Below are 26,569 nucleotides of genomic sequence, written 5' to 3'. Positions count from 1 at the left end.
AAGCGTGATTTCTCAAGAGCTTGAAGTCAGCCTGCATATGGCTTTCGTCGAGGCCCGTTCGGCCCGGCATGAATTTATTACCGTCGAGCATCTGCTGCTGGCGTTGCTCGACAACGCTTCGGCCGTTGAAGTGCTGCGCGCCTGCGCCGCGAACCTGGACGACCTGCGCCGCAATCTGCGCCAGTTCGTCTCGGAGAACACCCCGGTGATCCCGAGCGGCGCCGAGGTCGACACGCAGCCCACGCTGGGATTCCAGCGTGTGATCCAGCGCGCCATCATGCATGTATCCGCGGGAGGCACCGGCAAGAAGCCGGTTACCGGCGCCAATGTGCTCGTGGCCATTTTCGGCGAAAAGGATTCGCACGCCGTGTATTACCTGCAGCAGCAGGGCGTGACGCGGCTGGACGTTGTCAATTTTCTGTCGCATGGCATTACCAAACAGCCCCAGGTGGAGTCCGCCGCCGTGCAGAAAGAGCAGCAGACCAATGGTGAAGAGCAGGGCGAATCGCGTCAGTCGCCGCTGGACCAGTACGCCACCGACCTGAATGCCGCCGCGTTGGCGGGCCGCATCGATCCCCTCATCGGACGCGAGCACGAAGTCGAGCGCGTGATCCAGGTGCTGTGCCGCCGCCGCAAGAACAATCCGCTGCTGGTCGGCGAGGCCGGCGTGGGCAAGACCGCGATCGCCGAAGGCCTGGCCTGGCGCATCACGCGCGGCGAAGTGCCCGAAATCCTGCAGGCCGCCCAGGTCTTTTCGCTGGACATGGGCGCCTTGCTGGCGGGCACCAAGTACCGCGGCGATTTCGAGCAACGCCTGAAGGGCGTGCTCAAGCAGATCCGCGGCAACCCCGACGCCATCCTGTTCATCGACGAGATCCATACGCTGATCGGCGCCGGCTCGGCATCGGGCGGCACGCTGGACGCATCCAACCTCTTGAAGCCCGCCTTGTCTTCCGGGCAGCTCAAGTGCATCGGCGCGACCACCTACACCGAATACCGCGGCGTCTTTGAAAAAGACCACGCGCTGTCGCGCCGTTTCCAGAAGATCGACGTGGCCGAACCCAGCGTCGAACAGACCGTGCAGATCCTGCGCGGCCTGAAGAGCCGCTTCGAAGAGCACCACAGCGTGCGCTACTCGTCCGCCGCCCTGTCGGCCGCGGCCGAACTGTCGGCGCGCTTCATCAATGACCGCCATCTGCCGGACAAGGCCATCGACGTGATCGACGAGGCCGGCGCCGCGCAGCGCCTGCTGCCGCGCTCGCGCCAAAAGAAGGTAATCGGCAAGGTGGACATCGAGAACATCGTGTCCAAGATCGCGCGCATTCCGCCGCAGTCCGTCTCCAACGACGACCGCAGCAAGCTCGCGACGCTGGACCGCGACCTGAAGACCGTGGTCTTCGGCCAGGACAACGCCATCGAAGCCCTGTCCGCCGCCATCAAGATGGCGCGCTCGGGCCTGGGCAAGCCGGAAAAGCCGATCGGCGCCTTCCTGTTCTCCGGTCCCACCGGCGTGGGCAAGACCGAGGTCGCGCGCCAGCTGGCTTTCACGCTGGGCGTGGAGCTGTTGCGTTTCGACATGTCGGAATACATGGAGCGGCACGCGGTGTCGCGCCTGATCGGCGCGCCTCCGGGCTACGTCGGTTTCGACCAGGGCGGCCTACTGACCGAGGCCATCACCAAGCAGCCGCACTGCGTGCTGCTGCTCGATGAAATCGAAAAGGCGCACCCGGATGTGTTCAACATCCTGCTGCAGGTCATGGACCACGGCACGCTGACCGACAACAACGGCCGCAAGGCGGACTTCCGCAACGTCATTCTCATCATGACGACCAACGCGGGCGCCGAAACCTTGAACCGTCCGTCGATCGGCTTCGCGAATTCGCGCGTGGTGGGTGACGAAATGGCGGAAATCCGCCGCATGTTCACCCCCGAGTTCCGCAACCGCCTGGACGCGATCATCCCGTTCGCGCCGCTGGACCGCGAAATCATCCTGCGCGTGGTGGACAAGTTCCTCATGCAGCTGGAAGACCAACTGCACGAGCGTCGCGTGGAAGCCATCTTCACCACGAGTCTGCGCGAGCATCTCGCCAAGGAAGGGTTCGATCCGCTCATGGGCGCACGTCCCATGCAGCGCCTCATCCAGGACACCATCCGGCGTGCGCTGGCCGACGAGCTGCTGTTCGGCAAGCTGGTCGATGGCGGCACGGTCACGGTCGACCTGGACGAGGAAGGCAAGGTCAAGCTGGACTTCGACGAGAACGGCAAGCCGCCCTCGTCGGATGCGCCTGACAAACAGGAAGTCGAACTGGTCGACTAGGCGACTCAATGACCGCGGACCGCCAGCCGCTGATCGAGTGCGAGCACTGCGCAAGCATCTATCGCCGGCATCAGCTTGAACCTGGCGAGACCGCCAATTGCGCCCGCTGCGGCGCCACCTTGTGGCGTTACAGCGGGCTTACTTTGTCCAATTGGCTGGCCCTCGCCATTGCCGCCCTCATCGTGTTCGGGGTGGCCAACGCCTATCCCGTCGCTTCGATGTCCGTGCAGGGCATGGTGCAGCAGGCGTCCTTGCTGGACGCCATTTTCATCACCTGGCGGCAGGACCACTGGGTCGTCGCCATCATGACCGGCATGGCGGGCTTCGCGTTGCCGATGCTGCAGCTTTCCGTGTTGCTGTGGGTGTTGGGGCCGCTTTCGCGCGGCCGCGAGCCCCTGGGCTTCCGTACCGCGATGCGCCTGTTGGGCTTTCTGCGGCCCTGGTGCATGGTTCCGGTGTTCCTCCTGGGCGTGCTGGTGGCTGTGGTGAAGCTGGCGGGCATGGCCGCCGTGACTCCAGGCATCGGGCTGGTCGCGTTCGGCATCCTGACCATCCTGTTGACGATGCTGGGGCGGCTGTCGCCGCATGTGCTGTGGCGCTACGCCGAGAGTGTGGGCGTGGTGCCGGTGCATATACCCCAGACTGCGCCGGACACGGTACTGACCGGATGTCATGTCTGTGGTCAGGTGCAGGGGCTGCCCCGCGCGGCCGACCCGGAAGAACACCACCACTGCGTGCGTTGCGACGCCCTGGTGCATTTCCGCAAGCCCGATCATCTGGCACGCACCTGGGCGCTGTTGCTGGCAGCCGTGGTGTTCTATATCCCGGCCAACGTGCTGCCGGTGATGCAGGTCAGGTCGGTGCTAGGCGACAGCGCCCATACCATCCTGGGCGGCGTGGTTGAACTGTGGGATATGGGCTCCTGGGATATTGCGCTGATCGTCTTCATCGCCAGCGTGGCGGTGCCGCTGACCAAGCTGCTGGCGCTCATGCTGTTGCTGTTGACGGAACAGTGGCGCAGCACCACCAACCTGCGCCCGCGCACGCGCCTGTATCAAATGGTCGAGTTCATCGGCCAATGGTCGATGCTGGATGTTTTTGTCGTTATATTGCTGGCGGCGTTGGCGGATTTCCAGGGCTTGATGGAAATCAGCGCCGGCGCGGGTGCGGCGGCGTTCGGGCTGACCGTGATCCTGACCATGTTGTCTGCCATGAGTTTCGACCTGCGCCGCAGTTGGGATCTGGAAGGACAAAGTGAAATAGAATCGCCGCCAGTGGAAGGCGGGCGCCAGCCGGCGTCTCTTGCCGGCAAGGAAATGGGCTAGGAAGCGCCGCGGCTTCCGTCCACGAACAAGGAAGAGTAGATGTCCGAGCAAGCACCCGGATCCGGTGAAGAGAAGTTCGCGTCACCCGCGATCTCGCGCAAGAAGAAGAGCCGGATTTCATGGATCTGGCTGGTGCCCATCGTAGCGGCCCTGATGGGCCTGTCGCTGGTCGTGCGGACCTGGATGCAGGCGGGGCCCGACATCTCGATTTCGTTCAATACTGCAGAAGGGCTGGAAGTCGGCAAGACCCAGCTGCGCTACAAGGACGTGAACATCGGCGCCGTGAAGTCCATCGGCTTCAACGAAGACCGCACCAAGGTGGTGGTGCGGGCCGAGCTGTCCAAGGATGTTTCCGATCTGGCCCGCGAAGGTACCAACTTCTGGGTGGTGCGCCCGCGTCTGGACGTGAGCGGCGTGTCCGGCCTGGGCACGCTGCTGTCCGGCGCCTATATCGGCGTGGACGCGGCCGAAGGCAAGGACAGTTCCAAGAAGGCTACCAAGCTGCATTTCGAGGGCCTGGAGGTTCCGCCGGCGGTTACGCATGACCGCGCCGGCAAGCGTTTCAAGCTCAGGGCCTCTGATCTGGGCTCGCTCGATATCGGCTCGCCCGTGTACTTCCGCCGCATCAACGTGGGCCGCGTGATCGGCTACGCGCTGGATGAAACCGGCAAGGCCGTGAACGTCGAGGTGTTCGTGGACGCGCCCAACGACAAGTTCGTGACCCAAGGCTCGCGCTTCTGGAACGCCAGCGGCGTCGACTTCAGCGTCAACGCCGACGGACTCAAGGTACGCACGCAATCGCTGGTGTCGATGGCGGTGGGGGGCGTCGCTTTCGAACCGGTCCTGACCACGCGCGATTCGGGCAAGCAGGCGCAGGCCGACGCCCAGTTCGACCTGTACGCGACCGAGGCGGCCGCCAAGGCCAATCCGGACGGCGAGGCCTTCCCGATCCGCATGCGTTTTGACCAGTCGATCCGCGGCCTGACGGTGGGCGCGCCCATCGATTTCAGCGGCATCACGCTGGGCAACGTCACGCAGATCAACATGGACTTCGATCCGATCGCCAAGCGCTTCTATTCGCTGGTGGACGCCACCCTGTATCCGGAACGCCTGGGGCGCGTGTTCGAAGAAGTGCGCGATCGCGCAGCCAAGGATGGCGACCTTGCCGGCAATCGCCTGCTGGGCGGCATGATCAAGCACGGCCTGCGCGCGCAGCTGCGCACCGCCAACCTGCTGACCGGCCAGCTGTACGTGGCGCTGGACGACTTCCCGAACGCGAAGCCGGTTGAGTTCAAGGTCTCGGATCCGGCCATGATTCCGACGGTGCCCGGCAACCTGGACCAATTGCAGCAGCAGATCAGCAACATCGTCGCCAAGATCGAGAAGATTCCGTTCGACAAGATCGGCGAGGACCTGCGCACCACGCTGGCCAGCACCTCCAAGCTGATGAACCGCCTGGACAAGCAGGTCGCGCCTGAAGCGCAGAACATGCTCAAGCAGGCCAAGGAATCCATGGCGCAGGTCAACGCGCTGCTGGCCTCCGATGCCTCCTTGCCGGTCAACACGGAGAAGGCGATGCAGGAACTTGGCCGCGCGGCCCGTTCGCTGCGCGCCCTGGCCGACTTCCTGCAAGCCAACCCCGAGGCCTTGTTGCGCGGCCGCGGCCCAGACCCGATCCCCGGCGCCGGTCCTGTCAGGAACTGAACCCCATGAATAGACGCCCATTCCCCCGCGCCCGCCAGGCGACTCCGAGTTCCGAGCAGCCGCGATCCGCGGCCCCCCGTTTGCGTCCGCTCCTGTCCTTGCTGGCTTTGTCGGCGGCGCTGGCTGGCTGCGGAGCGTCTGCGCCCGTGCACTATCACACCTTGCAGGCGCCAGCGGCCCAGGCGCCGGCCGCCGGCGTGGCGCCCGCCAGCTTCCTGATCGAGGTGCAACCGGTCAACATTTCGACGCAGGCGGACCAGCCGCAGCTGATGGTGCGCAGCGGCGAGGGCAGCTTGGCCGCGCTGTACTCCGAGCGCTGGAGTTCGCCGCTGGGCGACGAGCTGCGCGGCGCACTGTCGGACGCGCTGAAGCGCGAGCTGGGCGCCCTGGACGTGCAACTGGTCAAGCCCGGGCCGGGCGCCGCGGTCTGGCGCGTGCAGACCGACGTGCAGCGGTTCGAGCTGGAGCCGGGCCGCATGGCCCAGCTCGATGCGACCTGGCGCGTGCGGCCGGTCAACATGAAGGGTTCCGGCCTGCTTTGCCGCAGCGTGGTGACGGAACCGGTGACGGAAGAGGGCGTGCCGGCCATGATCGCCGCGCAGCAGCGCGCCGTGGTCAGCCTGGCCGGCGCCATGGCCTCGGCCATACGGGGGCAGACCCCGGCGGGATCGGGCTCGGTGCAGATGCTGGGCTGCGCGGCGCTCAAGGATTGATCGTCCAGCCAAAAATCCCGCCTGATCTCAAATGGTTAACCTAGGGTTAACCATAGTGCAAAGCAAGTTGCAACCTGTCTAGCATACGGTCCTACCCATACCGGGTCCCGCAAGGACCCGGTACTACCTTTGCCATGCGACAGGAAGCAATCTCTTATGGCCAGCACGACCCTAGGCGTTAAAGTCGACGACGCGCTCCGCGACCGGCTGAAGGCCGCCGCGCAAAAGCTCAACTGCACGCCGCACTGGCTGCACAAGCAGGCGATCCTTTCCTACCTGGACAAGATCGAGCGCGGCCACCTGCCCGCCGAGATGTCGCACCTGGGCATGGACGCGGGCGGCGAGGACGAGGCGGGCGAGGGCCATTCCGCGCCCACGCCGCCGTTCTATGAATTCGGCCAGGACGTGCAGCCGCAGTCGGTGCTGCGCGCGGCCATCACCGCCGCCTACCGGCGTCCCGAGCCCGAGTGCGTGCCGCTGCTGCTGGGCCAGGCCCGCATGCCCAATCTGGAAAAGATCCACGCCATGGCCGCCGATCTGGTCCGGAAGCTGCGCGGCAAGCGCAGCGGCGGCGGGGTGGAAGGGCTGATCCAGGAGTTCTCGCTGTCCAGCCAGGAAGGCGTGGCGCTGATGTGCCTGGCCGAAGCGCTGCTGCGCATTCCCGACCGCGCCACGCGCGATGCGCTGATCCGCGACAAGGTGGCTCGCGGCGACTGGAAGTCGCACATGGGCGGCTCGCAATCCCTGTTCGTCAACGCCGCCACCTGGGGCCTGATGATCACGGGCAAGCTGGTGGCCGTGAGCAGCGAACAGTCGCTGTCCAAGGCGTTGACCCGGCTGATCGGCAAGGGCGGCGAGCCCTTGGTGCGCAAGGGCGTGAACATGGCCATGCGCATGATGGGCGAACAGTTCGTGTCGGGCCAGACCATTTCCGAAGCCCTGGCCAACAACCGCAAGATGGAAGCCCGCGGCTTTCGCTATTCCTACGACATGCTGGGCGAGGCCGCGACCACGGCCGAGGACGCCGACCGCTATTACGCCTCGTACGAGCAAGCCATCCACGCCATCGGCAAGGCCGCGGCCGGCCGCGGCATCTATGAAGGCCCGGGCATCTCGATCAAGCTGTCGGCGCTGCATCCGCGGTATTCGCGCGCCCAGCGCGAACGCGTCATGGCCGAACTGCTGCCGCGCGTGAAGGCGCTGACCGTGTTGGCGCGCAGCTACGACATCGGCCTGAACATCGACGCCGAGGAAGCCGATCGCCTGGAGATCTCGCTGGACCTGCTGGAGGCGCTTTGTTTCGAGCCCGAGCTGGACGGCTGGAACGGCATCGGCTTCGTCATCCAGGCCTACCAGAAGCGCGCGCCCTTCGTGATCGACTACGTGATCGACCTGGCCCGCCGCAGCCGCCATCGCGTGATGGTGCGCCTGGTCAAGGGCGCGTACTGGGACAGCGAGATCAAGCGCGCCCAGGTCGACGGCCTGGAAGGCTATCCGGTCTATACCCGCAAGGTCTACACGGACGTGGCCTACCTGGCCTGCGCTCGCAAGCTGCTGGGCGCGCCGGAAGCCGTGTTCCCGCAGTTCGCCACGCACAATGCCTACACCCTGTCCGCGATCTACCAATTGGCGGGGCAGAACTATTACCCGGGCCAATACGAGTTCCAATGCCTGCACGGCATGGGCGAGCCGCTGTACGACGAAGTCGTGGGCGCGCTGTCGCAGGGCAAGCTCAACCGTCCGTGCCGCATCTACGCGCCGGTCGGCACGCATGAAACGCTGCTGGCCTACCTGGTGCGCCGCCTGCTGGAAAACGGCGCCAACACCTCGTTCGTGAACCTGATTGGCGACGACAGCATTCCGGTCGAGCAACTGGTGGCCGACCCGGTGGAAGCCGCCGCGCGCATCGCGCCGCTGGGCGCGCCGCACGAGAAGATTCCGCTGCCGCGCGAACTCTATGGCGATCCGCAGGAGGGCGCCCGCGCCAACTCGGCGGGCCTGGACCTGAGCAACGAGCATCGGCTGGGTTCGCTGTCCGCGGCCCTGCTGGCCAGCGCCGCCATGCCGTGGCGCGCCGGCCCCATGCTGGGCGAGGGCGAAGGGGCCTGGGATGCCTCGCGCGCCATGGAAGTCCGCAACCCCGCCAATCTGCGCGACGTGGTGGGCCACGTGGTCGAAGCGCAGGCAGACGAGGCCGAGATCGCGCTGCGCGCCGCCGCCAATGCCGCTCCCATCTGGCAATCCACGCCGGTGGCCGAACGCGCCCAGTGCCTGCGCCGCGCCGCGCAATTGCTGGAAGAGCAGATGCAGACCCTGCTGGGCCTGATCGTGCGCGAAGCCGGCAAGTCATTGCCCAACGCCATCGCCGAGGTGCGCGAGGCCGTGGACTTCCTGCGCTATTACGCCGACCAGGCCGAAACGGAATTCAGCAACGACACGCACCGCCCGCTGGGCACGGTGCTGTGCATCAGCCCCTGGAACTTCCCGCTGGCCATCTTCACCGGCCAGGTCGCGGCCGCCCTGGCCGCCGGCAACACGGTGGTGGCCAAGCCCGCCGAACAGACGCCGCTGATCGCCGCGCAAGCCGTGGCCATCCTGCGCGCGGCAGGCGTGCCTGCCGGCGCCGTGCAGCTGCTGCCGGGCCGCGGCGAAACCGTGGGCGCGCAGCTGGTCGCAAGCCCCGGCGTGCGCGGCGTGATGTTCACCGGCTCCACCGATGTGGCGCGCATCATCGCGCGCACGCTGGCGGACCGCCTGGACGATGCCGGCCACACCATTCCGCTGATCGCCGAAACGGGCGGCCAGAACGCCATGGTGGTGGATTCCTCGGCCCTGTCCGAACAGGTCGTGTTCGACGTGTTGACCTCCGCGTTTGATTCGGCGGGGCAGCGCTGTTCGGCGCTGCGCGTGCTGTGCGTGCAGGAAGACAACGCCGACCACGTGCTGACCATGCTGCGCGGCGCGATGCGCGAACTGAGCGTGGGCAACCCCGACCGCTTGTCGGTGGACGTGGGGCCGGTGATCGATACGGAAGCGCGCAACGGCATCCAGCGGCACATCGAAACGATGCGCACCGCGGGCCATCGCGTGGACCAGGTGGAACTCAACGGCGAATGCCGCCACGGTACTTTCGTGCCGCCGACCATCATCGAAATCGACCACATCAGCGAATTGACGCGCGAAGTGTTCGGGCCCGTGCTGCACGTGGTGCGCTACCAGCGCGATGAGCTCGACGCCTTGCTGGATGCCATCAACGGCACCGGTTACGGCCTGACCTTCGGCGTGCACACCCGCATCGACGAGACCATCGCACACGTGACCGGCCAGGTTCATGCGGGCAATGTCTACGTCAACCGCAATATCGTGGGCGCGGTGGTGGGCGTGCAGCCCTTCGGCGGCGAAGGCTTGTCCGGCACCGGCCCCAAGGCCGGCGGTCCGCTCTATATGTACCGTCTGCTGGGCACGCGGCCGGCCGGTCTGCCGCCGGCGCTGGACGCGGCGGCGGCGCTGCCGCAGCGCATTGCGCTGCCCGGGCCGACCGGCGAGACCAATACCTATGTGGTCGAGCCGCGCGGCGCCGTGTATTGCGTGGCCGCCACCGAAGCGGGCGCGCGGGCGCAGTGGTCCGTCGCCAGGTTGACCGGCAACCATGCCTGGTTCGCGGACACGCCCGCGGCGCAGGCGCTGCTGGCGTCGCTGGACGCCGGCCAGCAGGAGCAGGCGGGCATCCTGGCCGACGATGAGGTCGACCAGGCGGACTATCAGGCCGTGCTGTTCGAAGGCGACGGCGACGCGCTGCAGGCGCTGAACCAGCGCATCGCGCAGCGCCCGGGCGCCATCCTGTCGGTCCATGGCCTGACCCCCGACGCGATCGCGGCGGGCGCCGGCTACGTGCCGGAACGCCTGCTGGCGGAGCGCTCCGTCAGCGTCAATACGGCAGCGGCGGGCGGCAACGCCAGCCTCATGACCATAGGTTGAGTCTGATATAGGACTACCCTCAGGCATCCAAGGGTTATCTCCAATATCGGGCGAGGTTGCACTGGAACGAAAATCCGGTCGCACCTTAAATCCGGAAGTCGCAACCCGGCTTCCGGATTTTGCAGAATATGCGTGCGCAAGCTCCCGCTACATCGGGCTTGCCGTAGTGAAAAACCAAAAGCCTGGCTAAAAGCTCAGGTATAACAAGGTCTTAAGTCCGACACTCGGAGGATACCCATGAAGTTCCGCACCACTTTGAAGCTTCTCGCCGCCAGCATCGCCGCCGCCGGCATGGCCGCCTCCGCGCAGGCTGCCGACGTCAAGTTCGGTTTTGCCGCACCGCTCACCGGCCCGCAATCGCACTATGGCGAGGACATGCAGAACGGCCTGAACCTGGCCCTGGAAGAAGCCAACAAGAAGGGCATCAAGGTCGACGGCGAAACCGCCAAGTTCGTGCTGGTGTCGCGCGACGACCAGGCCGATCCGCGCGTGGGCGTGCAGGTTGCCCAGCAGCTGGTCGACCAGGACGTGGTCGGCATCCTGGGCCACTTCAACTCGGGCACCACCATCCCCGCCTCGCGCGTCTACCATGAAGCCGGTCTGCCCCAGATCGCCATGGCGACCTCGCCTGAGTACACCAAGCAAGGCTACGAAACCACCTTCCGCATGATGACCAGCGACACCCAGCAGGGCGCCGCGGTCGGCAAGTTCATGGTGGAAAGCCTGAAGGCCAAGAAGGTCGCCATCATCGACGACCGCACCGCCTACGGCCAGGGCCTGGCCGACGAGGTCGAGAAGGCGGTCAAGGCCGCAGGCGGCCAGGTCGTGCGCCGCGAGTACACCACCGACAAGGCCAACGACTTCACCGCCATCCTGACCAACATCAAGGGCTCGGCGCCCGACGCCATCTTCTACGGCGGCCTGGACGCGCAATCCGGCCCGATGAAGCGCCAGCTGGCCACCCTGGGCCTGAAGGCGCCGCTGGTTTCGGGCGAAATGACCCGCAGCGACACCTTCATCAAGCTGGCCGGCGACGCCGCCGACGGCACCTACGCCTCGCTGGCCGGCGTGCCGCTGGACAAGATGGCCGCCGGCAAGGACTTCGAGCAGCGCTATCAGGCCCGCTTCAAGAAGGCCCCCGGCGTCTATGCTCCCTACGCCTATGACGGCGCCTGGAACATGATCACCGCCATCGAGCAGGCCGGCTCCGCCAAGCCCGAGAAGTACCTGCCGGCGCTGGCCAAGCTGAACCGCAAGGGCGCCACCAGCGAGCACATTTCCTACGACGCCAAGGGCGACCTGAAGGAAATCTCGGTCACCATCTACGAAGTCAAGAACGGCAAGTGGGAGATGGTTGAGACGATGGTCAGCCAGGCCAACTAAGGCGGCTGGACCGGGGCGGGAAGGCGGCTGCGCGCCGCGTCCCGCCCGTATTGCAGCGTGCGCGCCGTCAGGCGCGCGCCACGCGCGGCGCCGTGGCAGGCCTAGGGCCGTCACCGCAAGATACGCGCGATTTTTCCAGGCTTATTCAGCGGCCCCTATGGATATCTTCATTCAACAACTGATTAACGGCGTCACGCTAGGCAGCGTGTACGCCCTGGTCGCCCTGGGCTACACCATGGTGTACGGCATCATCGGGCTGATCAACTTCGCCCATGGCGACGTCGTCATGATAGGCGCGATGGCGGCGACCACCATCGCCATCTCGCTGGTGGGCGGCGATCCTTCCACGTCCGCCTTCGTGGTGCTGGGCGTCGGCCTGCTGGTGTCCGTGCCGCTGTGCATGGCCGTGGGCTGGACCGCCGAGCGCGTGGCCTACCGGCCGCTGCGCCGCGCGCCGCGCCTGGCAGCGCTGATCACCGCCATCGGCGTGTCCATCATCCTGCAGAACGTGGCCATGATGGGCTGGGGCCGCAACTACCTGAACTTCCCGCAGGTGCTGTCGCCGCAGGTGTTCGAGATTGCCGGTGCGCGCATCAGCTCGCTGCAGATCGCCATCGTGGTGATCGCGGCGCTGATCATGGGCGGGCTGCTGGCCGTGGTGCACAAGACCCGCCTGGGCACGGCGATGCGCGCCACCGCGCAGAATCGCGAAGTGGCCGGGCTGATGGGCGTGAACATCAACACCGTGATTTCGGCGGCCTTCCTGATCGGCTCGGCGCTGGCCGCGGTGGCCGGCATGATGGTCGCCACCTATTACGGCGTGTCGCAGTACACCATGGGCTTCATGCTGGGCCTGAAGGCCTTCACGGCCGCGGTGCTGGGCGGTATCGGCAACCTGGTCGGCGCCATGGCGGGCGGCCTGTTGCTGGGCATCATCGAGTCATTGGGCGCCGGGTACATCGGCGACCTGACCGGGGGCTTCCTCGGCAGCCATTATCAGGACGTGTTCGCGTTCTTCGTGCTGGTGCTGGTGCTGATCTTCCGTCCGTCCGGCCTGCTGGGCGAACGCGTGGGAGACCGGGCATGAACGCAACCCTGAAAAGCAGCGGGTTTTCGACCCGCAACCTGATCGGCATCGCGCTGATCGGCGTGGTGCTGGCGGTGCTGCCCTTCGTGATCGGCATGGCCGGCCAAAGCTGGGTGCGCATCCTGAACTTCGCCCTGCTGTACGTGATGCTGTCGCTGGGCCTGAACATCGTGGTGGGCTTCGCGGGCCTGCTCGACCTGGGCTATATCGCGTTCTACGCGGTGGGCGCCTACACCTGGGCGCTGCTGGCTTCGCCGCATTTCGGCCTGCATCTGCCGTTCTGGGCGATCCTGCCGATCGCGCTGGCGGTGGCCTGCCTGTTCGGCGTACTGCTGGGCGCGCCCACGCTCAAGCTTCGAGGCGATTACCTGGCCATCGTGACATTGGGCTTCGGCGAGATCATCCGCATCTTCCTGAACAACCTGAATGCGCCGGTCAACATCACCAACGGACCGCAGGGCATCAACCGCATCGACACGTTCAAGGTGGGCGAGTTCGCCTTCGGCCGCACGGAAAGCCTGCTAGGCATCCGCGTGACCGGACCGGAGAAGTACTACTACCTGCTGCTGGCGCTGACGTTGATCATCGTGGTGGTCTGCGTGCGGCTGCAGAATTCGCGCATCGGCCGCGCCTGGGAAGCGATCCGCGAAGACGAAATCGCGGCCAAGGCCATGGGCATCAACACGCGCAACATCAAGCTGCTGGCGTTCGCGATGGGCGCGTCCTTCGGCGGCGTGGCGGGCGCCTTGTTCGCTTCGATGCAGGGCTTCGTCAGCCCCGAGAGCTTCTCGCTGATGGAATCCATCTCCATCCTGTGCATGGTGGTGCTGGGCGGCATGGGCCACATCCCGGGCGTCATCCTGGGAGCCTTGATCCTGGCCGCGCTGCCCGAATTCCTGCGCGCGGTGGTCGAACCGGTGCAACACATGCTGTTCGGCGCCGTGGTGCTGGACCCCGAGGGCATACGCATGTTGCTGTTCGGCCTGGCCATGGTCTGCGTGATGCTGTTCCGTCCGGCCGGCCTGTGGCCGTCGGCGGTGCGCAAGCGTGAACTCGCAACCAAGACCCAGGGAGGCGGAGCATGAGCAAACTGCTGCAAGCCCAGGGACTGGGCAAGCGCTTCGGCGGCCTGCAGGCGCTGTCCGACGTCAGCTTCGACATCGAGCAGGGCGAGATCTACGGCCTGATCGGCCCGAACGGCGCGGGCAAGACCACGCTGTTCAATGTGCTCACCGGCCTGTACATCCCGGAAGAGGGCAGCTGCACCTTCAATGGCGAATCCATGTCCGGCAAGAAGCCGCATGAAGTCGCCTACGCGGGCCTGGCGCGCACCTTCCAGAACATCCGCCTGTTCGCCAACCTGAGCGCGATCGAGAACGTGATGATCGGCCGCCACATGCGCACCAAGTCAGGCGTGTTCGGCGCCGTGCTGCGCACGCGCGGCACGCGGGCCGAAGAGGCCGCCACCGAAGCGCGGGCGCAAGAGCTGCTGGACTATGTCGGCATCGGCCATCGCGCCAACGACGTGGCGCGTTCGTTGCCCTACGGCGACCAGCGGCGCCTGGAGATCGCGCGGGCCTTGGCCACCGATCCCAAGCTGCTGGCGCTGGACGAACCGGCGGCCGGCATGAACGCATCGGAAACCGTGGTGCTGCGCAAGCTGGTCGAGAAGATCCGCGCCGACGGCATCACCGTGCTGCTGATCGAGCACGACATGAAGCTCGTCATGGGCCTGTGCGACCGCGTGCTGGTGCTTGAATACGGCAAGGTGCTGTCCATGGGCAAACCCGCCCAGGTGCAGCGCGATCCCAAGGTCATCGAAGCGTATCTGGGCGCCGGCGCCGCGCAGGATCCGCAGATTCATCAGGAGCGCCCGGCATGACGGCAGCAGCATCCCAACCCCTGCTGGAATTGCGGGGCCTGCAGGTTTCATACGGCGGCATCCGCGCGGTGCGCGGCATCGACCTGCGCGTGGACGAAGGCGAGCTGGTCTGCCTGATCGGCGCCAACGGCGCCGGCAAGAGCACCACGCTGCGCGCCATCTGCGGACTGGTGCCGCTGGCGGGCGGCGAAGTGGTCTACGGCGGCCAGTCCGTCGGCGGCCAGAAGTCGCATGAACTGGTGCGCCGCGGCCTGGTCATGGTGCCGGAAGGGCGCGGCATCTTCGGCCAGCTCACCATCGAGGAAAACCTGGCGATGGGGGCTTACATCCGTCGCGATGCGGCCCAGATTCGCCAGGACACCGACCGCGTTTTCACGCTGTTCCCGCGCCTGGCCGAGCGCCGCAAGCAGGCGGCCGGCACGCTGTCCGGAGGCGAACAGCAGATGGTGGCGATGGGCCGCGCGATGATCGCGCGCCCCAAACTGCTGCTGCTGGACGAGCCCTCGATGGGGCTGGCGCCGCTGATGGTGGAGAAGGTCTTCGAGGTGGTGCGCACCATCGCCAGCGAAGGCGTGACCATCCTGCTGATCGAGCAGAACGCGCGCCTGGCCCTGGAAAACAGCCATCGCGGCTACGTGATGGAATCGGGCGAGATCATCCTGTCCGGTCCCGCCGGCGACATGCTGCACGACCCCAAGGTGCGTGCGGCCTATCTGGGCGAGTCCGAGTAGGGCGCGGCCAGGATCCCGGGGGCGGGGCTTCGAGTTGGCGGAGGTCAGGGTTCTTTAGCCGCCAAGGCAGCCCTGCGCCATTCCGATGCTCGCCCCGATGGGGCTGCGCTTCGGATGGCTCCGGGCCACCTCGGCTGACAGTCGCCTAATGCATTGGTCTCAGCCCCCGTTCATGGGCAGATGCCGTGAGCCGGTGGCCGGGCGGAGGGATCCGAAGCGCAGCCCCACCGGGGCGAGCATCGGAATCCCGCAGCCCGGACGCCGGCGACTCAAGAACCCCGTCGCACAAAACCGAGACGGCAGGGCTTCGAGCTTGCAGATGTCAGGGTTCTTTAACCGCCAAGGCAGCCCTGCGCCATTCCGATGCTCGCCCAAATGGGGCTGCGCTTCGGATCGCTCCGGGCCGCCTCGGCTGACAGTCGCCTAATGCATTGGTTTCAGCCCCCGTTCATGGGCAGATGCCGTAAGCCGTTGGCTGGACGGAGGGATCCGAAGCGCAGCCCCACCGGGGCGAGCATCGGAATCCCGCAGTCCGGACGCCGGCGGCTTAAGAACCCCAGCCGTACAAAACCAAACGCCATCAAATCAGCCAAAAATGTCCTAGGCCGGCGCGCGTTCACGGTCCACGGCAGTGACCACGCCAGCCTCGATCAATGCGTCGATTTCCTGCTGGCCGTAGCCGAATTCCCCGAGAATCGCGATGCTGTCCTCGCCCAGCCGCGGCGCCGCGCGGTGGTATTGCGCGGGAGTGGCCGACAGCTTCACCGGCATGCCTACCGTGCGCACCGTGCCCGCGACCGGGTGCTCCTGTTCCACCACCATGCCGCGCGCCAGCGTCTGGGGGTGCGACAGCGCTTGAGCGATGGAATGCACCGGACCCGCGGGCACGCCGGCATCGTCGAATACGTCCAGCCATTCCTCCGCGCTACGCGTCTTCAGAATGGCGGACATTTCCTCCACCAGCTGATCGCGGTTTTGCATGCGGTCGCGGTTGCGGGCATAGCGGGTATCCTCGGCCCATTCCGGCTTGCCCAGCGCCTGGGTGATGCGCTGCCAGTTCTTCTCGTTGGCGCCGCCGATGATGATCCAGTCGGTGGCGGTGGGGAAGGCCTGGTAGGGCGCGCTCAGCACGTGCGCCGATCCCGTGGGGCCGGGCGACACGCCGCTGCCGAAATAGATGGCGGCATGCCAGTACAGCTGCTGCAGGCTCGCTTCCAGCAATGACGTTTCGACGATCTGGCCTTCGCCGGTGCGCTGCTTGTGCTGATAGGCGGCCAGCACGCCGAAGGCCGCCAGCAGACCGGCGTTGATGTCCGCGACGGAGTTGCCGGTGCGTAGCGGCGGCCCGCCAGGTTCGCCGGTGATCGCCATCAGGCCGGAGAAGCCCTGCGCCACCAGGTCGAAGCCGCCCTTGTCGGCATAGGGGCCGGTGGTGCCGTAGCCCGACACCGCGCAGTAGATCAGGCCGGGGTTCTCCTGGCGCAGCCGTTCGTAGCCCAGGCCCAGTTTTTCCATGGTGCCCTTGCGGAAGTTCTCGGTCACCACGTCGGCGTCGCGGATCATGCGCAGCAGCACCTTTTTGCCCTCGGGGTGCTTCAAGTCCAGCGCGATGGCGCGCTTGTTGCGGTTGAGCATGAGATAGGGCGCCGAGATGCCGTTGATCTGCGGGTCGCGGTACTGGCGCGAGTCGTCGCCGCCGTCGATCTTTTCGACCTTGATGACGTCGGCGCCCATGTCGGCCAGCATCATGCCGCAGGTCGGGCCGGCCATGATCTGCGACAGCTCGATCACGCGCATGCCGGCGAGCGCGCCGGCGGGGCGCGGGGTATCGCCCTGGGTATCGTTATGCATGAGTCCTCCTTGCAATGGGGTTCAGCGGGCGTTGAATTGCGGCTTGGCCTTGGCCAGGAAGGCCTGGTAGCCCGTGCGGAAATCCTCGGTGTCGAAACAGTCGAAGGCCTCGTCGCGATCGGCGTCGGTCAAGGCCTTGCCGTTCACCAGGTTGCGGATGAACTTCTTGTGCCAGCGCGCCACCAGCGGCGCGCCATCGGCGATGCGGCGGGCGGCGGCCTGGGCTTCGGAGGCGACCTGGCTGTCGGGCGCCACGCGCGTGACCACGCCCAGGCGCAGCGCTTCCCGCGCGTCGAAGATGGTGCCTTCCAGCAGCACCTGCAGCGCGGCGGTCGGACCCACCAGGCGCACCAGCGGCGCCAGTTCCGAGTACGACATCACCAGCCCCAGGTTCTTGATGGGCACGCCGAAGCGCGAGCTCTCGCCGCAGATGCGGATATCGGCCAGGCTGGCGATCTCCAGTCCGCCGCCCACGCAGATGCCGTGTATCTGCGCCACCACCGGATGGCGGCAATTGCCGATGGCTTCTATGGTCCGGCGCATCACGGCGCCGTACTCGATGGCCTGGCGCTTGTTGCTGCGCGCGGTCTCGAATTCGCTGATGTCGTTGCCCGGAGAGAAGGCTTTCTCGCCCGCGCCGCGCAGCAGCACGCAGCGCACGCTGTCGTCGGCGTCCAGCTCCAGGAAGACGTCGCCCAGCAGCCGCCAGCTATCTATGGTGAAGGCGTTGAGCTTTTCAGGGCGGTTCAGCACCACGGTCGCGATGTCGCCGTCGCGCTGGCACAGGATGGGGGATGCGTCGGAAGTGGGGGTAGCGCTCATGGTGTTCCTTTGCGTGGGCGGGGGCGCACCCCCGCCGGGTTGCTGCGGGCTTACTGCTTGGTCAGGCCCAGGCTGGCGGTGAGCTTGCCGTACTTGCTCCATTCGTCCTGCACATAGCTGGCAAAGGCCGCGGGGGTGGCCGGGCCGCCGCCCAGTTCCATGCCCTGGTCGGCCAGCTTGGCCTTGATCTCGGGATCGGCCAGCGTCTGGCTGAGCGCCTGGTCGAGCTTGTCCAGCACCGGCTTGGGCAGCTTGGCCGGCGCCAGCACCGCGTACCACTGCACGATGTCCAGGCCCTTGATGCCAGACTCGGCCAGCGTCGGCACGTCGGGCAGGCGCTTGCTGCGTTCGGTGCTGGTCACGGCCAGCGGGCGCAGCTTGCCGGCCTGGATCTGGTTGATGGCGCCGGGCAGGGTATCGAAGTTCATGTCCACGCTGCCGCCCAGCAGATCGGTCATGGCCTGGCCGCTGCCCTTGTACGGCACATGCTCCATGCTGACGCCCGCGATCTGCGAGAAGCGCGCGGCGCTCAGGTGCTGCGGGCTGCCCATGCCGGAAGACGCGTAGGTCAGCTGCTTGGGTTTGGCGCGGGCGTCGTCCACCAGGTTCTGCACGCTGGCGTAGCTGTGCTTGGCCGGATTCACCACCAGCACGTTGGGTACCGATCCGATGTAGCGCACCGGCGTGAAGTCCTTGATCGGGTCGACGTTGGACTGCACCACATAGGGCGCGGCGACGGTCGACTGCATGTTGGCGAGCAGCAGGGTGTAGCCGTCCGGATCGGCCTTGGCCACGAAGTCGGCCGCGATCAGTCCCGAAGCGCCGGGTTTGTTCTCGACCACGACCTGCTGGCCCAGCAACGCCGAAAGGCGGGCGGACAGGATGCGTGCAGACACGTCGGTGCCGCCGCCGGGCACGAAGCCGACGATCAGGCGTACCGGCCGTTCCGGCCATTTGGATGCGTCCTGCGCCAGGGCGGGACTGGCGGCGGCCAGGCCGGCAGTCAGCGCCAGGGCGCCGGCGCAGGCGCGAGCGTGCTTGTGCATGTGGGTCTCCTTTGGTGGTTGTCAGCCTGCCCGCGTGTTGCTTGCTCTATGATGGGGTCAGGTTGGTATGCCTTTGGTGTTTGGTATACCAGATACAAAAATAGTCGAATTAGCGAGTGGCAACAACTCATGGCTAACCCTGAAGTTATGGACCAGTCCGTCCCCGATTTGGCCATCCATCACCCGACGCTGCCGGCCGTGGTGGCGGAAAAACTGCGGCAGCTGATCATTGACGGCACCTTCAAGCCGGGCACCTGGCTGAACGAGCGGGACCTGTGCGATCAGCTCAAGATTTCACGCACGCCGCTGCGCGAGGCCTACCGCATGCTGGCTTCCGACGGCCTGGTGACCCTGCAGCCCAAGCGCGGCGCGATGGTGATCGAGCTGTCGACGGACGACGTCGAGAACATCTTCGACGTGCTGTCGGTGCTGGAGGGGCTGGCGGTGCGCAGCGCCGCCGAGCGCGCGACGGACGCGGAACTGGCGCATATCGCGCAACTGCACGCGCAGATGCTGCAAGGGTATGAACAGCGCGACATCCGCGCGTATTTCGCGGCCAGCATGGGCACGCATATCGCCATCAACCGGGCGGCGCACAACCCGGCGCTGACGCATTCCTACGATCGCTTGAACCTGCAGGTGCAGGCGCTGCGCTACAAGTCGAATTTCGATATCGACGAATGGACGGCGGCGGTGGCCGACCACGAGGCCTTTGTGCAGGCGCTGATGCAGCGCGACGGCGAGCTTGCGGAGTCGCTCATCCGCAAGCATGTGGGCAGCAAGAAGACCTACAACTTGCGCGGGCGCGCGGGCGGGGCATCCAAGGCTTGAAGAGTTCTGTCATCTGCGCGGACAGCGCGGGCCCAGGGCTCGACTGTCCGACTGCGGGCGCATTCAGGCTGGCTGCGCCACCACGCGCTTCCTGCCTATCATCAGTGCGATGACGGCGGCGATCAGGCCCGTCATGCCGGAGATGACGAAGGCCATCAGGTAGCTGCCCTGCGCTTCGCGCACGGCGCCCGCCATCCAGGCGGCGCTGGCCGCACCCAGCTGGTGGCCGGCGACGATCCAGCCGAACACGATGGAAGCGTCGCGCTCGCCGAAGGCTTCGGTCGTCAGGCGCAGCGTGGGCGGCACCGTGGCGATCCAGTCCAGCCCAAAGAAGATGGCGAAGATCGACAGGCTGTAGAACGAGAAGTCGGAATAGGGCAGGTAGATCAGCGACAAGCCGCGCAGGCCGTAGTAGACGAATAGCAGCTTGCGGGGATCGTAGCGGTCGGTGAGCCAGCCGGACGCCGTGGTGCCGATCAGGTCGAAGATGCCCATCAATGCCAAGAGGCCCGCGGCCTGCACCTCGGGCATGCCGTGGTCGCCGCAAAGCGCGATCAGGTGCGTGCCGACCAGGCCGTTGGTGGTGAAACCGCAAACGAAAAAGGTCGCGAACAGGAACCAGAAGGTGCGCGTGCGCGAGGCCCGCGCCAGTGCGCCGAAGGTGGCCGCCAGCATGCCGGTGCGCGGCGCGGCAGGCGCGGGCGGCGCATGCGGATCGCTGCCGAAGGGGACCAGCCCGACGCTGGACGGGCGGTCCGGCACCAGCCACCAGGCCAGCGGCACCAGCGCCGCCGCCGCGGCCGCGACCGTCCACACCACGCGCGTCCAGTCGCCCGACGAGGCCAGCGCCGCCAGCACCGGCAGGAACACCAGCGTGCCGGTGGCGGAACTGGCGGTCAGCAGGCCCATCATTACGCCGCGGTGCTTGGTGAACCAGCGGTTGACGACGGTGGCGCCCAGCACCACGGCGACCGCGCCGGACCCCAGGCCCGAGAACACGCCCCAGGTCAGCAGCAGATGCCAGGACTGGGTCATGAAGGCGCTGGCCGCGCTGGATGCGGCCATCAGCATCAGCGCGCCGATCAGCACGCGCCGCAAGCCGAAACGCTCCATCGCGGCGGCCGCGAACGGCCCGACCATGCCATACAGGAAGATGCCGACCGCGGCGGCCAGCGAGATGGTGCTGCGGCTCCAGCCGAAGGTCTCCTCCAGAGGCACCAGCAACACGCTGGGCGAGGAACGCAGGCCGGCTGAAACCAGCAAGGACAGGAAAATGACCGCGACGACGACGAAAGCGTACTTCTGGCCGGCGCGCCGGAAAGGGACGGGAGGGTGGGCTATACTCATGTTACTGACCGGTACGTAATGGAGTTTGCGAATAGTACGTACCGGTCAGTAACATAGTCAAGCAGTTTTTCGCCGTATCCGCCAACCGGAAAAGGAGCCCATTCATGGCCAGCAAAACCTCTGCCGCCGACCGGCCCGCATCCAAGCCGCCGCTGGCGGCCGAGCGCATCCGCAAGACTGCGCGGGAAATGTTCTACCGGGACGGGATACGGGCAGTGGGCGTGGACGCCATCGTCAACGAGGCGGGCGTGACCAAACCCAGCCTGTACCGCAGCTTTTCGTCCAAGGACGAGCTGGCGGCGGCCTATCTGCGCGACTACGACGCGGAGTTCTGGGCGCGCTTCGACGCGGCCTGCGCGGCGCATCCGGGCGACCCGCGGGCCCAGATCCTGGCCTACCTGACCGGTCTGGGCGTGCGCGCGGTGCAGAACGGCTACCGCGGCTGCGGCCTGACGAACGCGGCGGTGGAATACCCCGAAGCCGGCCATCCCGCCCGCGCCGTGGCGGTGGAACACAAGGCCGAACTGCGGCGGCGCCTGGCCGCCATGGCGGCGGAAATGGGGGCGGCCGATCCCGACGCGCTGGGCGATGGCCTGTTGCTGTTGTCCGAGGGGGCCTTTGTTTCCAGCCAGCTATTTGGCGAAGGCGGGCCTGCCGGCCGGGTCGCGCAGATGGCGGACATGCTGATCCAGGCGCATCTTGCGCAGCGCTGATCAGGCGCCCGGGAAAGGGCGGCACAAGAAAGGTGCGGGCAGCAGTGCACATGTGCACCATTTTTGGTGTTTGTCCCCATTGCGCAACGCACAAAAAAATGCTTAAGAAATTTATTGCGGCGCAGCAAGCACAGGTCTAAGATGGACTCGTGTTGTTCCACATCGCTTTCTCAAGGAGAGAACCATGAGCGATACCGCGCTGAAGAATGCCCGCATGTCGGATGAGCTGGAACGTACCCTGATCCATGACGCGATCATCGCGGAAAGCCTGTCCGGCCACGCTTCCGGTTCGCGCTGGCTGCGCCTGAAAGTGCGCCTGGCCGCCTTCGGCGGCGCCGTCGGCGAGGTGTTGCACGACATGGACGCCGGCCGTCGCCAGCACCCCGTGGTCTCCGCCTATCACTGAGCCCGATAGCGGGTACGAGAAAAACGCCAGCATTGCTGGCGTTTTTTTATGCTTGGCTATCCCTGGGGATCAGACCAGCATGTCAGCCACCAGATAGCCATCCAGCAGCAGGATGCCGAGCGTGGCCGCAACCGCCGCCCAGGCCCAGGCGCCGCGCAGCACGTACCTGCCCATCAGGCTCTTGCGGCAGGCCAGCAGCACCAGCGGCCCCAGCGCGAAGGGCAGGGCCAGGCTCAGGATGACCTGGCTCAGCACCAGCAGACCGTCCGGATCCTGGCCGCCGGTGAACGCCAGCAGGCCAACGGCGGCCGCGCCGGCCACCAGCCGCGTCGCCAGGGCGCGGCGGCGGTCCGACCAGCCGCTACGCACCTGGAAGCCCCGGGACAGGATGCGTCCGGCCAGCACGCCGGTAATGGTGGAGCTTTGTCCCGCGGCATACAGCGCCACGGCGAACACGATGGCCGCGCCGATGCCCAGGGTCTGGGCGATCACGGCATGCGCGTCGTCCAGGCTGGAAACGATGATGCCCGAGCCCGACAGCGAGGCGGCGGCGACGATCATGATGGCGGCGTTGATCAGCATGGCCAGGCCCAGCGACACGACGGTGTCGTTGCGCGCCACGCGCATGGCCAGGTCGCGGGCGGCCGGCGGCAATTGCTGCGCCCGTTGCGCGAGCGAGCCGGAATGCAGGTACAGGTTATGCGGCATCAGGGTCGCGCCCAGGATCCCCAGCGCGATCAGGAAGCCCTGCGGGTCGCGCAGCGCGCGGCCGGTCTGCGTGATCCCGTGCGCCACCTCCGTCCAGACCGGGTTGGCCTTGAACAGCAGGAACACGAAGGACATCGCCACCACCGACAGCAGCAGCGCGATGAAGCGCTCATGCTTGTCGGCGTTGCCGCGTGTCAGCGCCAGCACGGCGAAAGTACCGACGCCGGTCATCGCGACGCCCGCGATCAGCGGCAGCCCGAAGAGCAGGCGCAGCGCGATCGCGCCGCCGATGAGTTCGGCCAGGGCGGTCGCCAGGATCGCCGCCTCGCCGGCCAGCCAGGCGGCCTTGGCCACGCGCGGCGACAGGTGGCGGGCCGTCAGCGTGGCCAGGTCCTGTCCGGTGGCGAGCGCCAGGCGCGACACCAGGATCTGGAAGCCCAGCGCCAGCAGGGCCGAGCTGACGACGACCAGCAGCAACCCGTAGCCGAAGCCGCTGCCGCCCGCGATGTCGGTGGCCCCGTTGCCCGGATCGATATAGCCCACGGCCACCAGGATGCCGGGGCCGGCGATGCGGCGCAGGCCCGCCGATACCTGGACGTCCTGTGCCAGCGCGGTCCTGCCGCCGGAAATCGCGTAGATGAATTGGCCCATGCTCACTCCTGAGAATGATTCTCATCATCCTCTTGGAGACAGCGGTCGTCAAATTGATTTTGGGCAAGCAGGGGATAGGGCGGCCCAATGGATCCCGTGGCGCCGCCCTTGGTGGACGGGCCACGGGTCGGGAGAGGATCAGGACTTGAGCTTGGCGTCCATGGAGATCTTGGCGTTCAGCACCTTGGACACGGGGCATCCTTTTTCCGCCTTGCGGGCCGCGTCCTCGAAGGCCTGGGCGCTGGCGCCGGGGATGACGGCTTCCACGGTCAGGTGCACGGCGGTAATGGCAAAGCCGCCGTCCGCCTTGTCCAGCGTGACCTCGGCCTTGGTGTCCAGGCTTTGCGCCACCATGCCTGCCTCGGACAGGATGTTGGACAGGGCCATGGTGAAGCAGCCGGCATGCGCCGCGCCCAGCAGTTCCTCGGGATTGGTGCCCGGGGTGTCGCCGAAACGGGTGTTAAAGCCGTAGGCTTGTTCCTTGAGCGCGCCGCTCTGCGTGGAGATCGTGCCCTTGCCGGTCTTCAGATCGCCCGACCAGTGGGCGCTTGCGGTTTTCTTCATGCGTGACTCCTGTAGAAGGGCCGCGCCCGTCGCGTGCGCGGCCGGTGTGGGAGGGCGCGGGCCGCCGGCTGGGGCGGGGCGCTTTGCCTGAGATGGCATGGACGATGATACGGCGGACGCATGCGTCCGGCGCGGAAAGCGTCTGCGCGCAACGGCAAGCCGATGTAACCGCAGGCCCGCTTTCTTGATCCGGGTCGCAAGGCGGCGCTCACCCATCAGGCAAAATACGGGCATCTGCTCAAACCTCGCCGAGAACTGCTGTCATGTCTTACAAGCTCGTCCGCTACGCCTGCGCCATCGCGCTGGCCGTCCCCGCCTTGTCCGCCCAGGCTGAAATCGTCATCGGCGTGGACGTGTCCACCACCGGTCCGGCCGCCGCCATCGGCATCCAGACCAATAACGCGATCCGCTTGTGGCCGGCCACGCTGGGCGGCGAGCCGGCCCGCTACGTGGTGTTGGACGACGGCACCGACGTCAGCCGCGCGGTGAAGAACATGCGCAAGCTGACCTCGGAAGACAAGGTCGACGCCATCGTCGGCCCCAACACCACGGCCGCCGCGCTGGCTGGCCTGGACGTGTTGGCCGAAACCGGTACGCCCATGATCGCGCTGGCCGCCTCCAGCGTCATCGTCGAGCCGCTGTCGGATCCGAAACGCGCCTGGGCCTTCAAGATGCCGCAGAACGATTCGCTGATGGCTACCGCCCTGGTGGCGGACATGAAGAAGAAGGGCCTGAAGAACGTGGCCTTCATCGGCTTCGCGGATTCCTACGGCGACAGCTGGTGGAAGGAGTTCACGGCGGCTGCCGGGACCGACCTGAAGATCGTGGCGCAGGAACGCTTCCAGCGCACCGACGCCTCCGTGGTCGGCCAGGTGCTGAAGGTCATCGCCGCCAAGCCGGACGCCGTGCTGATCGCCGGCGCCGGCACGCCGTCGGCCCTGCCGCAGAAGACGCTGCTGGAACACGGCTACACCGGCGCCATCTACCAGACGCACGGCATCGGCACGCTGGAATTCCTGCAGGTCGGCGGCGCGGATGTGGAGGGCACCTTGTTCCCCACCGGCCCCGGCGTGGTGGCGCGCGAACTGCCCGACGACAACCCGGTCAAGAAGGTGGCGGTGGCCTTCGCCGACAAGTACGAAGCGCGCTACGGCGCCAACACGCTGACCCAGTTCGCGGGCGACGCCTATGGCGCCTGGATGCTGCTGGACTCGGCGGTGGCGCGCGCGCTGAAATCCGGCGCCAAGCCCGGCACCCCGGAGTTCCGCGCGGCCTTGCGCGACGCGCTGGAAAACACGCGCGACCTGGTCGTGCCCAATGGCGTGCTCAACATCACCAAGGACAATCACCAGGGCTTCGACGAGCGTGCCCGCGTCATGGGCATCGTCAGGAACGGCCGTTTTTCCTACGCGGAATAAGTAGGGACATATATCTCTGCCATTCGTAACTTGTCCTGACCTCCCATAGGGAGATGGCGCAAAAAGCAGGCTGCGGCCTGCTTTTTTTCGGACACATCATTCGTGTAGAAATCATTTAATAGCGTATCATTTTTAGTGAATCCATATACCTCGAAATAAATACAGGAGAAACTGCCATGAGCCTTATCCGATCCAGACGCATGCTGGCCGCCTTGAGCCTGGGAGTACTGGCGGCATGTTCCGACTCGGGATCCGACAAGGCTGCGCCGGCAGCGAGCGAGCCCGCCGCCGCGTCCACCCTGGAAGCCGCCAAGGCCGCCGGCAAGATACGCATCGGCTACGCCAACGAAGCGCCGTTCGCGTTCATGGACAGCAAGGAGGGCAAGGTCACCGGCGAATCGGTGGAGATCGCGCGGGTGGTGCTCAAGCGCATGGGCATCAACGAAGTGGAGGGCGTGCTGACCGAGTTCGGCTCGCTCATTCCGGGCCTGCAGGCCAAGCGTTTCGACATCATCGCCGCGGGCATGTACGTCACGCCCGAACGTTGCCAGCAGGTGGCGTTCTCGGACCCCACTTATGGCGTGGGCCAGTCCTTCCTGGTCAAGCAGGGCAATCCCAAGAACCTGCACAGCTACGAAGACGTGATGAAGAATCCCGACGCCAAGCTGGGCGTGGTGGTGGGCGCGATCGAAGCGGAATACGCCTCCAAGATCAAGGTGCCGCCCGCCCAGGTGGTGGTGTTCCCGGATGCGGTCAGCGCGCTGTCCGGCGTGCAGGCGGGGCGCGCCGACGCCTATGCGGCCACGGCGCTCACGGTCAACGACCTGATGGGTAAGACCAGCGCGGCCAGCGGCCTGGAGAAGGCCGATCCGTTCAAGGACCCGGTCATCGACGGAAAGGACGTGCGCGGCTACGGCGCCTACGCGTTCCGCAGCGACGACAAGGCGTTTGCCGACGCCTTCAACGCCGAACTGGCCAAGTTCATCGGCACCGAAGAACACCAGAAACTCGTGACGCCTTTCGGCTTCACCGCGCAGGAACTGCCCAAGGGGGTCACGGCCGCCAAGCTGTGCGCCGGCCAGTAAGGGGGCG

The 26,569-nt window shown here is 66.5% G+C and carries 21 protein-coding genes; 15 read left to right on the top strand and 6 right to left on the bottom strand.

Annotation, left to right across the window (positions count from 1 at the left end; all coding sequences use genetic code 11):
* Window positions 1–4: 4 nt before the first annotated feature.
* The 10 genes from clpA (at window position 5) to ACM1PE_RS16365 (ending at window position 15,120) form a co-directional block, all read left to right on the top strand.
* On the top strand, window positions 5–2,317 hold the full coding sequence (gene clpA / locus ACM1PE_RS16410) for an ATP-dependent Clp protease ATP-binding subunit ClpA (protein WP_059379976.1): 2,313 nt from the start codon (window positions 5–7) through the stop codon (window positions 2,315–2,317).
* An 8-nt stretch (window positions 2,318–2,325) separates the two neighbouring features.
* Window positions 2,326–3,642 (top strand): paraquat-inducible protein A, encoded by a 1,317-nt coding sequence (locus ACM1PE_RS16405; RefSeq protein WP_419343798.1) that lies wholly within the window; start codon window positions 2,326–2,328, stop codon window positions 3,640–3,642.
* Between the two features lie 39 nt (window positions 3,643–3,681).
* Complete coding sequence (locus ACM1PE_RS16400; protein WP_059379874.1) at window positions 3,682–5,346, top strand: intermembrane transport protein PqiB; 1,665 nt, start codon at window positions 3,682–3,684, stop codon at window positions 5,344–5,346.
* Between the two features lie 5 nt (window positions 5,347–5,351).
* Entirely contained in the window at window positions 5,352–6,059 is a 708-nt protein-coding gene (locus ACM1PE_RS16395; RefSeq protein ID WP_251881662.1) for a PqiC family protein, read from the top strand.
* Between the two features lie 156 nt (window positions 6,060–6,215).
* A complete protein-coding gene (gene putA / locus ACM1PE_RS16390; protein ID WP_419343797.1) occupies window positions 6,216–10,037 on the top strand; it encodes a trifunctional transcriptional regulator/proline dehydrogenase/L-glutamate gamma-semialdehyde dehydrogenase in 3,822 nt (1,273 codons plus the stop codon).
* Between the two features lie 237 nt (window positions 10,038–10,274).
* Window positions 10,275–11,420 carry a branched-chain amino acid ABC transporter substrate-binding protein gene (locus ACM1PE_RS16385; protein WP_059379871.1) on the top strand — a complete coding sequence of 382 codons (1,146 nt, stop codon included), beginning with the start codon at window positions 10,275–10,277 and terminating at the stop codon, window positions 11,418–11,420.
* Between the two features lie 157 nt (window positions 11,421–11,577).
* A complete protein-coding gene (locus tag ACM1PE_RS16380; RefSeq protein WP_059379870.1) occupies window positions 11,578–12,507 on the top strand; it encodes a branched-chain amino acid ABC transporter permease in 930 nt (309 codons plus the stop codon).
* Window positions 12,504–13,592 (top strand): ABC transporter permease subunit, encoded by a 1,089-nt coding sequence (locus ACM1PE_RS16375; protein WP_059379869.1) that lies wholly within the window; start codon window positions 12,504–12,506, stop codon window positions 13,590–13,592. The genes ACM1PE_RS16380 and ACM1PE_RS16375 overlap by 4 nt, the downstream gene beginning before the upstream one ends.
* Complete coding sequence (locus tag ACM1PE_RS16370; protein WP_059379868.1) at window positions 13,589–14,389, top strand: ABC transporter ATP-binding protein; 801 nt, start codon at window positions 13,589–13,591, stop codon at window positions 14,387–14,389. Before ACM1PE_RS16375 ends, ACM1PE_RS16370 begins: the two co-directional genes overlap by 4 nt.
* Entirely contained in the window at window positions 14,386–15,120 is a 735-nt protein-coding gene (locus ACM1PE_RS16365; protein ID WP_059379867.1) for an ABC transporter ATP-binding protein, read from the top strand. Before ACM1PE_RS16370 ends, ACM1PE_RS16365 begins: the two co-directional genes overlap by 4 nt.
* Before the next feature lie 600 nt (window positions 15,121–15,720).
* On the opposite strand, the gene ACM1PE_RS16360 is transcribed toward ACM1PE_RS16365, so the two are convergent.
* From ACM1PE_RS16360 to ACM1PE_RS16350, 3 genes are read right to left on the bottom strand one after another with little or no spacing between them, the layout of a single operon-like run.
* Window positions 15,721–16,971, bottom strand: coding sequence for a CaiB/BaiF CoA transferase family protein (locus ACM1PE_RS16360; RefSeq protein WP_419343796.1), 1,251 nt, complete (start codon window positions 16,969–16,971; stop codon window positions 15,721–15,723).
* Window positions 16,972–16,992: 21 nt separating this feature from the next.
* Window positions 16,993–17,793 (bottom strand): enoyl-CoA hydratase/isomerase family protein, encoded by an 801-nt coding sequence (locus tag ACM1PE_RS16355; protein WP_419343795.1) that lies wholly within the window; start codon window positions 17,791–17,793, stop codon window positions 16,993–16,995.
* A 50-nt stretch (window positions 17,794–17,843) separates the two neighbouring features.
* Window positions 17,844–18,839, bottom strand: a complete 996-nt coding sequence (locus ACM1PE_RS16350; RefSeq protein WP_059380470.1) for a Bug family tripartite tricarboxylate transporter substrate binding protein — start codon at window positions 18,837–18,839, stop codon at window positions 17,844–17,846.
* 129 nt (window positions 18,840–18,968) lie between these two features.
* Here ACM1PE_RS16350 and ACM1PE_RS16345 point away from each other — a divergent pair, with 129 nt between their 5' ends.
* On the top strand, window positions 18,969–19,670 hold the full coding sequence (locus ACM1PE_RS16345) for a GntR family transcriptional regulator (protein ID WP_280016631.1): 702 nt from the start codon (window positions 18,969–18,971) through the stop codon (window positions 19,668–19,670).
* Between the two features lie 63 nt (window positions 19,671–19,733).
* On the opposite strand, the gene ACM1PE_RS16340 is transcribed toward ACM1PE_RS16345, so the two are convergent.
* Window positions 19,734–21,017, bottom strand: coding sequence for an MFS transporter (locus ACM1PE_RS16340; protein WP_088159629.1), 1,284 nt, complete (start codon window positions 21,015–21,017; stop codon window positions 19,734–19,736).
* A 104-nt stretch (window positions 21,018–21,121) separates the two neighbouring features.
* On the opposite strand from ACM1PE_RS16340, the gene ACM1PE_RS16335 reads away from it, so the two are divergent.
* Complete coding sequence (locus tag ACM1PE_RS16335) at window positions 21,122–21,730, top strand: TetR/AcrR family transcriptional regulator (protein WP_419343794.1); 609 nt, start codon at window positions 21,122–21,124, stop codon at window positions 21,728–21,730.
* A gap of 184 nt (window positions 21,731–21,914) precedes the next feature.
* Window positions 21,915–22,136 carry a hypothetical protein gene (locus ACM1PE_RS16330; RefSeq protein ID WP_054455972.1) on the top strand — a complete coding sequence of 74 codons (222 nt, stop codon included), beginning with the start codon at window positions 21,915–21,917 and terminating at the stop codon, window positions 22,134–22,136.
* 69 nt (window positions 22,137–22,205) lie between these two features.
* Here ACM1PE_RS16330 and ACM1PE_RS16325 read toward each other — a convergent pair whose 3' ends face one another.
* Window positions 22,206–23,495, bottom strand: coding sequence for an Nramp family divalent metal transporter (locus ACM1PE_RS16325; RefSeq protein WP_419343793.1), 1,290 nt, complete (start codon window positions 23,493–23,495; stop codon window positions 22,206–22,208).
* 138 nt (window positions 23,496–23,633) lie between these two features.
* Window positions 23,634–24,059 carry an OsmC family protein gene (locus ACM1PE_RS16320; RefSeq protein ID WP_419343792.1) on the bottom strand — a complete coding sequence of 142 codons (426 nt, stop codon included), beginning with the start codon at window positions 24,057–24,059 and terminating at the stop codon, window positions 23,634–23,636.
* 263 nt (window positions 24,060–24,322) lie between these two features.
* Here ACM1PE_RS16320 and ACM1PE_RS16315 point away from each other — a divergent pair, with 263 nt between their 5' ends.
* Both ACM1PE_RS16315 and ehuB read left to right on the top strand, forming a co-directional pair.
* Entirely contained in the window at window positions 24,323–25,477 is a 1,155-nt protein-coding gene (locus tag ACM1PE_RS16315) for an ABC transporter substrate-binding protein (protein ID WP_419343791.1), read from the top strand.
* Window positions 25,478–25,653: 176 nt separating this feature from the next.
* Window positions 25,654–26,562, top strand: a complete 909-nt coding sequence (gene ehuB / locus ACM1PE_RS16310; RefSeq protein ID WP_419343790.1) for an ectoine/hydroxyectoine ABC transporter substrate-binding protein EhuB — start codon at window positions 25,654–25,656, stop codon at window positions 26,560–26,562.
* Window positions 26,563–26,569: the final 7 nt, after the last annotated feature.

This window comes from Achromobacter sp. PD1, assembly GCF_048541815.1.
GTDB lineage: Bacteria > Pseudomonadota > Gammaproteobacteria > Burkholderiales > Burkholderiaceae_B > Achromobacter > Achromobacter bronchisepticus_A.
The sequence above is the reverse complement of the archived record's forward strand: the minus strand, read 5'-3'. Positions and strand labels throughout refer to the sequence as shown.

Coding starts and splice junctions, on each gene's coding strand:
- ACM1PE_RS16355 (WP_419343795.1), bottom strand. CDS start 17,793: ATGAGCGCTACCCCCACTTCCGACGCATCCCCCATCCTGTGCCAGCGC.
- ACM1PE_RS16325 (WP_419343793.1), bottom strand. CDS start 23,495: ATGGGCCAATTCATCTACGCGATTTCCGGCGGCAGGACCGCGCTGGCA.
- ACM1PE_RS16385 (WP_059379871.1), top strand. CDS start 10,275: ATGAAGTTCCGCACCACTTTGAAGCTTCTCGCCGCCAGCATCGCCGCC.
- ACM1PE_RS16330 (WP_054455972.1), top strand. CDS start 21,915: ATGAGCGATACCGCGCTGAAGAATGCCCGCATGTCGGATGAGCTGGAA.
- ACM1PE_RS16400 (WP_059379874.1), top strand. CDS start 3,682: ATGTCCGAGCAAGCACCCGGATCCGGTGAAGAGAAGTTCGCGTCACCC.
- ACM1PE_RS16315 (WP_419343791.1), top strand. CDS start 24,323: ATGTCTTACAAGCTCGTCCGCTACGCCTGCGCCATCGCGCTGGCCGTC.
- ACM1PE_RS16365 (WP_059379867.1), top strand. CDS start 14,386: ATGACGGCAGCAGCATCCCAACCCCTGCTGGAATTGCGGGGCCTGCAG.
- ACM1PE_RS16360 (WP_419343796.1), bottom strand. CDS start 16,971: ATGCATAACGATACCCAGGGCGATACCCCGCGCCCCGCCGGCGCGCTC.
- ACM1PE_RS16350 (WP_059380470.1), bottom strand. CDS start 18,839: ATGCACAAGCACGCTCGCGCCTGCGCCGGCGCCCTGGCGCTGACTGCC.
- ACM1PE_RS16340 (WP_088159629.1), bottom strand. CDS start 21,017: ATGAGTATAGCCCACCCTCCCGTCCCTTTCCGGCGCGCCGGCCAGAAG.
- putA (WP_419343797.1), top strand. CDS start 6,216: ATGGCCAGCACGACCCTAGGCGTTAAAGTCGACGACGCGCTCCGCGAC.
- ACM1PE_RS16345 (WP_280016631.1), top strand. CDS start 18,969: ATGGCTAACCCTGAAGTTATGGACCAGTCCGTCCCCGATTTGGCCATC.
- ACM1PE_RS16320 (WP_419343792.1), bottom strand. CDS start 24,059: ATGAAGAAAACCGCAAGCGCCCACTGGTCGGGCGATCTGAAGACCGGC.
- ACM1PE_RS16380 (WP_059379870.1), top strand. CDS start 11,578: ATGGATATCTTCATTCAACAACTGATTAACGGCGTCACGCTAGGCAGC.
- ACM1PE_RS16335 (WP_419343794.1), top strand. CDS start 21,122: ATGGCCAGCAAAACCTCTGCCGCCGACCGGCCCGCATCCAAGCCGCCG.
- ACM1PE_RS16395 (WP_251881662.1), top strand. CDS start 5,352: ATGAATAGACGCCCATTCCCCCGCGCCCGCCAGGCGACTCCGAGTTCC.
- ACM1PE_RS16370 (WP_059379868.1), top strand. CDS start 13,589: ATGAGCAAACTGCTGCAAGCCCAGGGACTGGGCAAGCGCTTCGGCGGC.
- ehuB (WP_419343790.1), top strand. CDS start 25,654: ATGAGCCTTATCCGATCCAGACGCATGCTGGCCGCCTTGAGCCTGGGA.
- ACM1PE_RS16405 (WP_419343798.1), top strand. CDS start 2,326: ATGACCGCGGACCGCCAGCCGCTGATCGAGTGCGAGCACTGCGCAAGC.
- ACM1PE_RS16375 (WP_059379869.1), top strand. CDS start 12,504: ATGAACGCAACCCTGAAAAGCAGCGGGTTTTCGACCCGCAACCTGATC.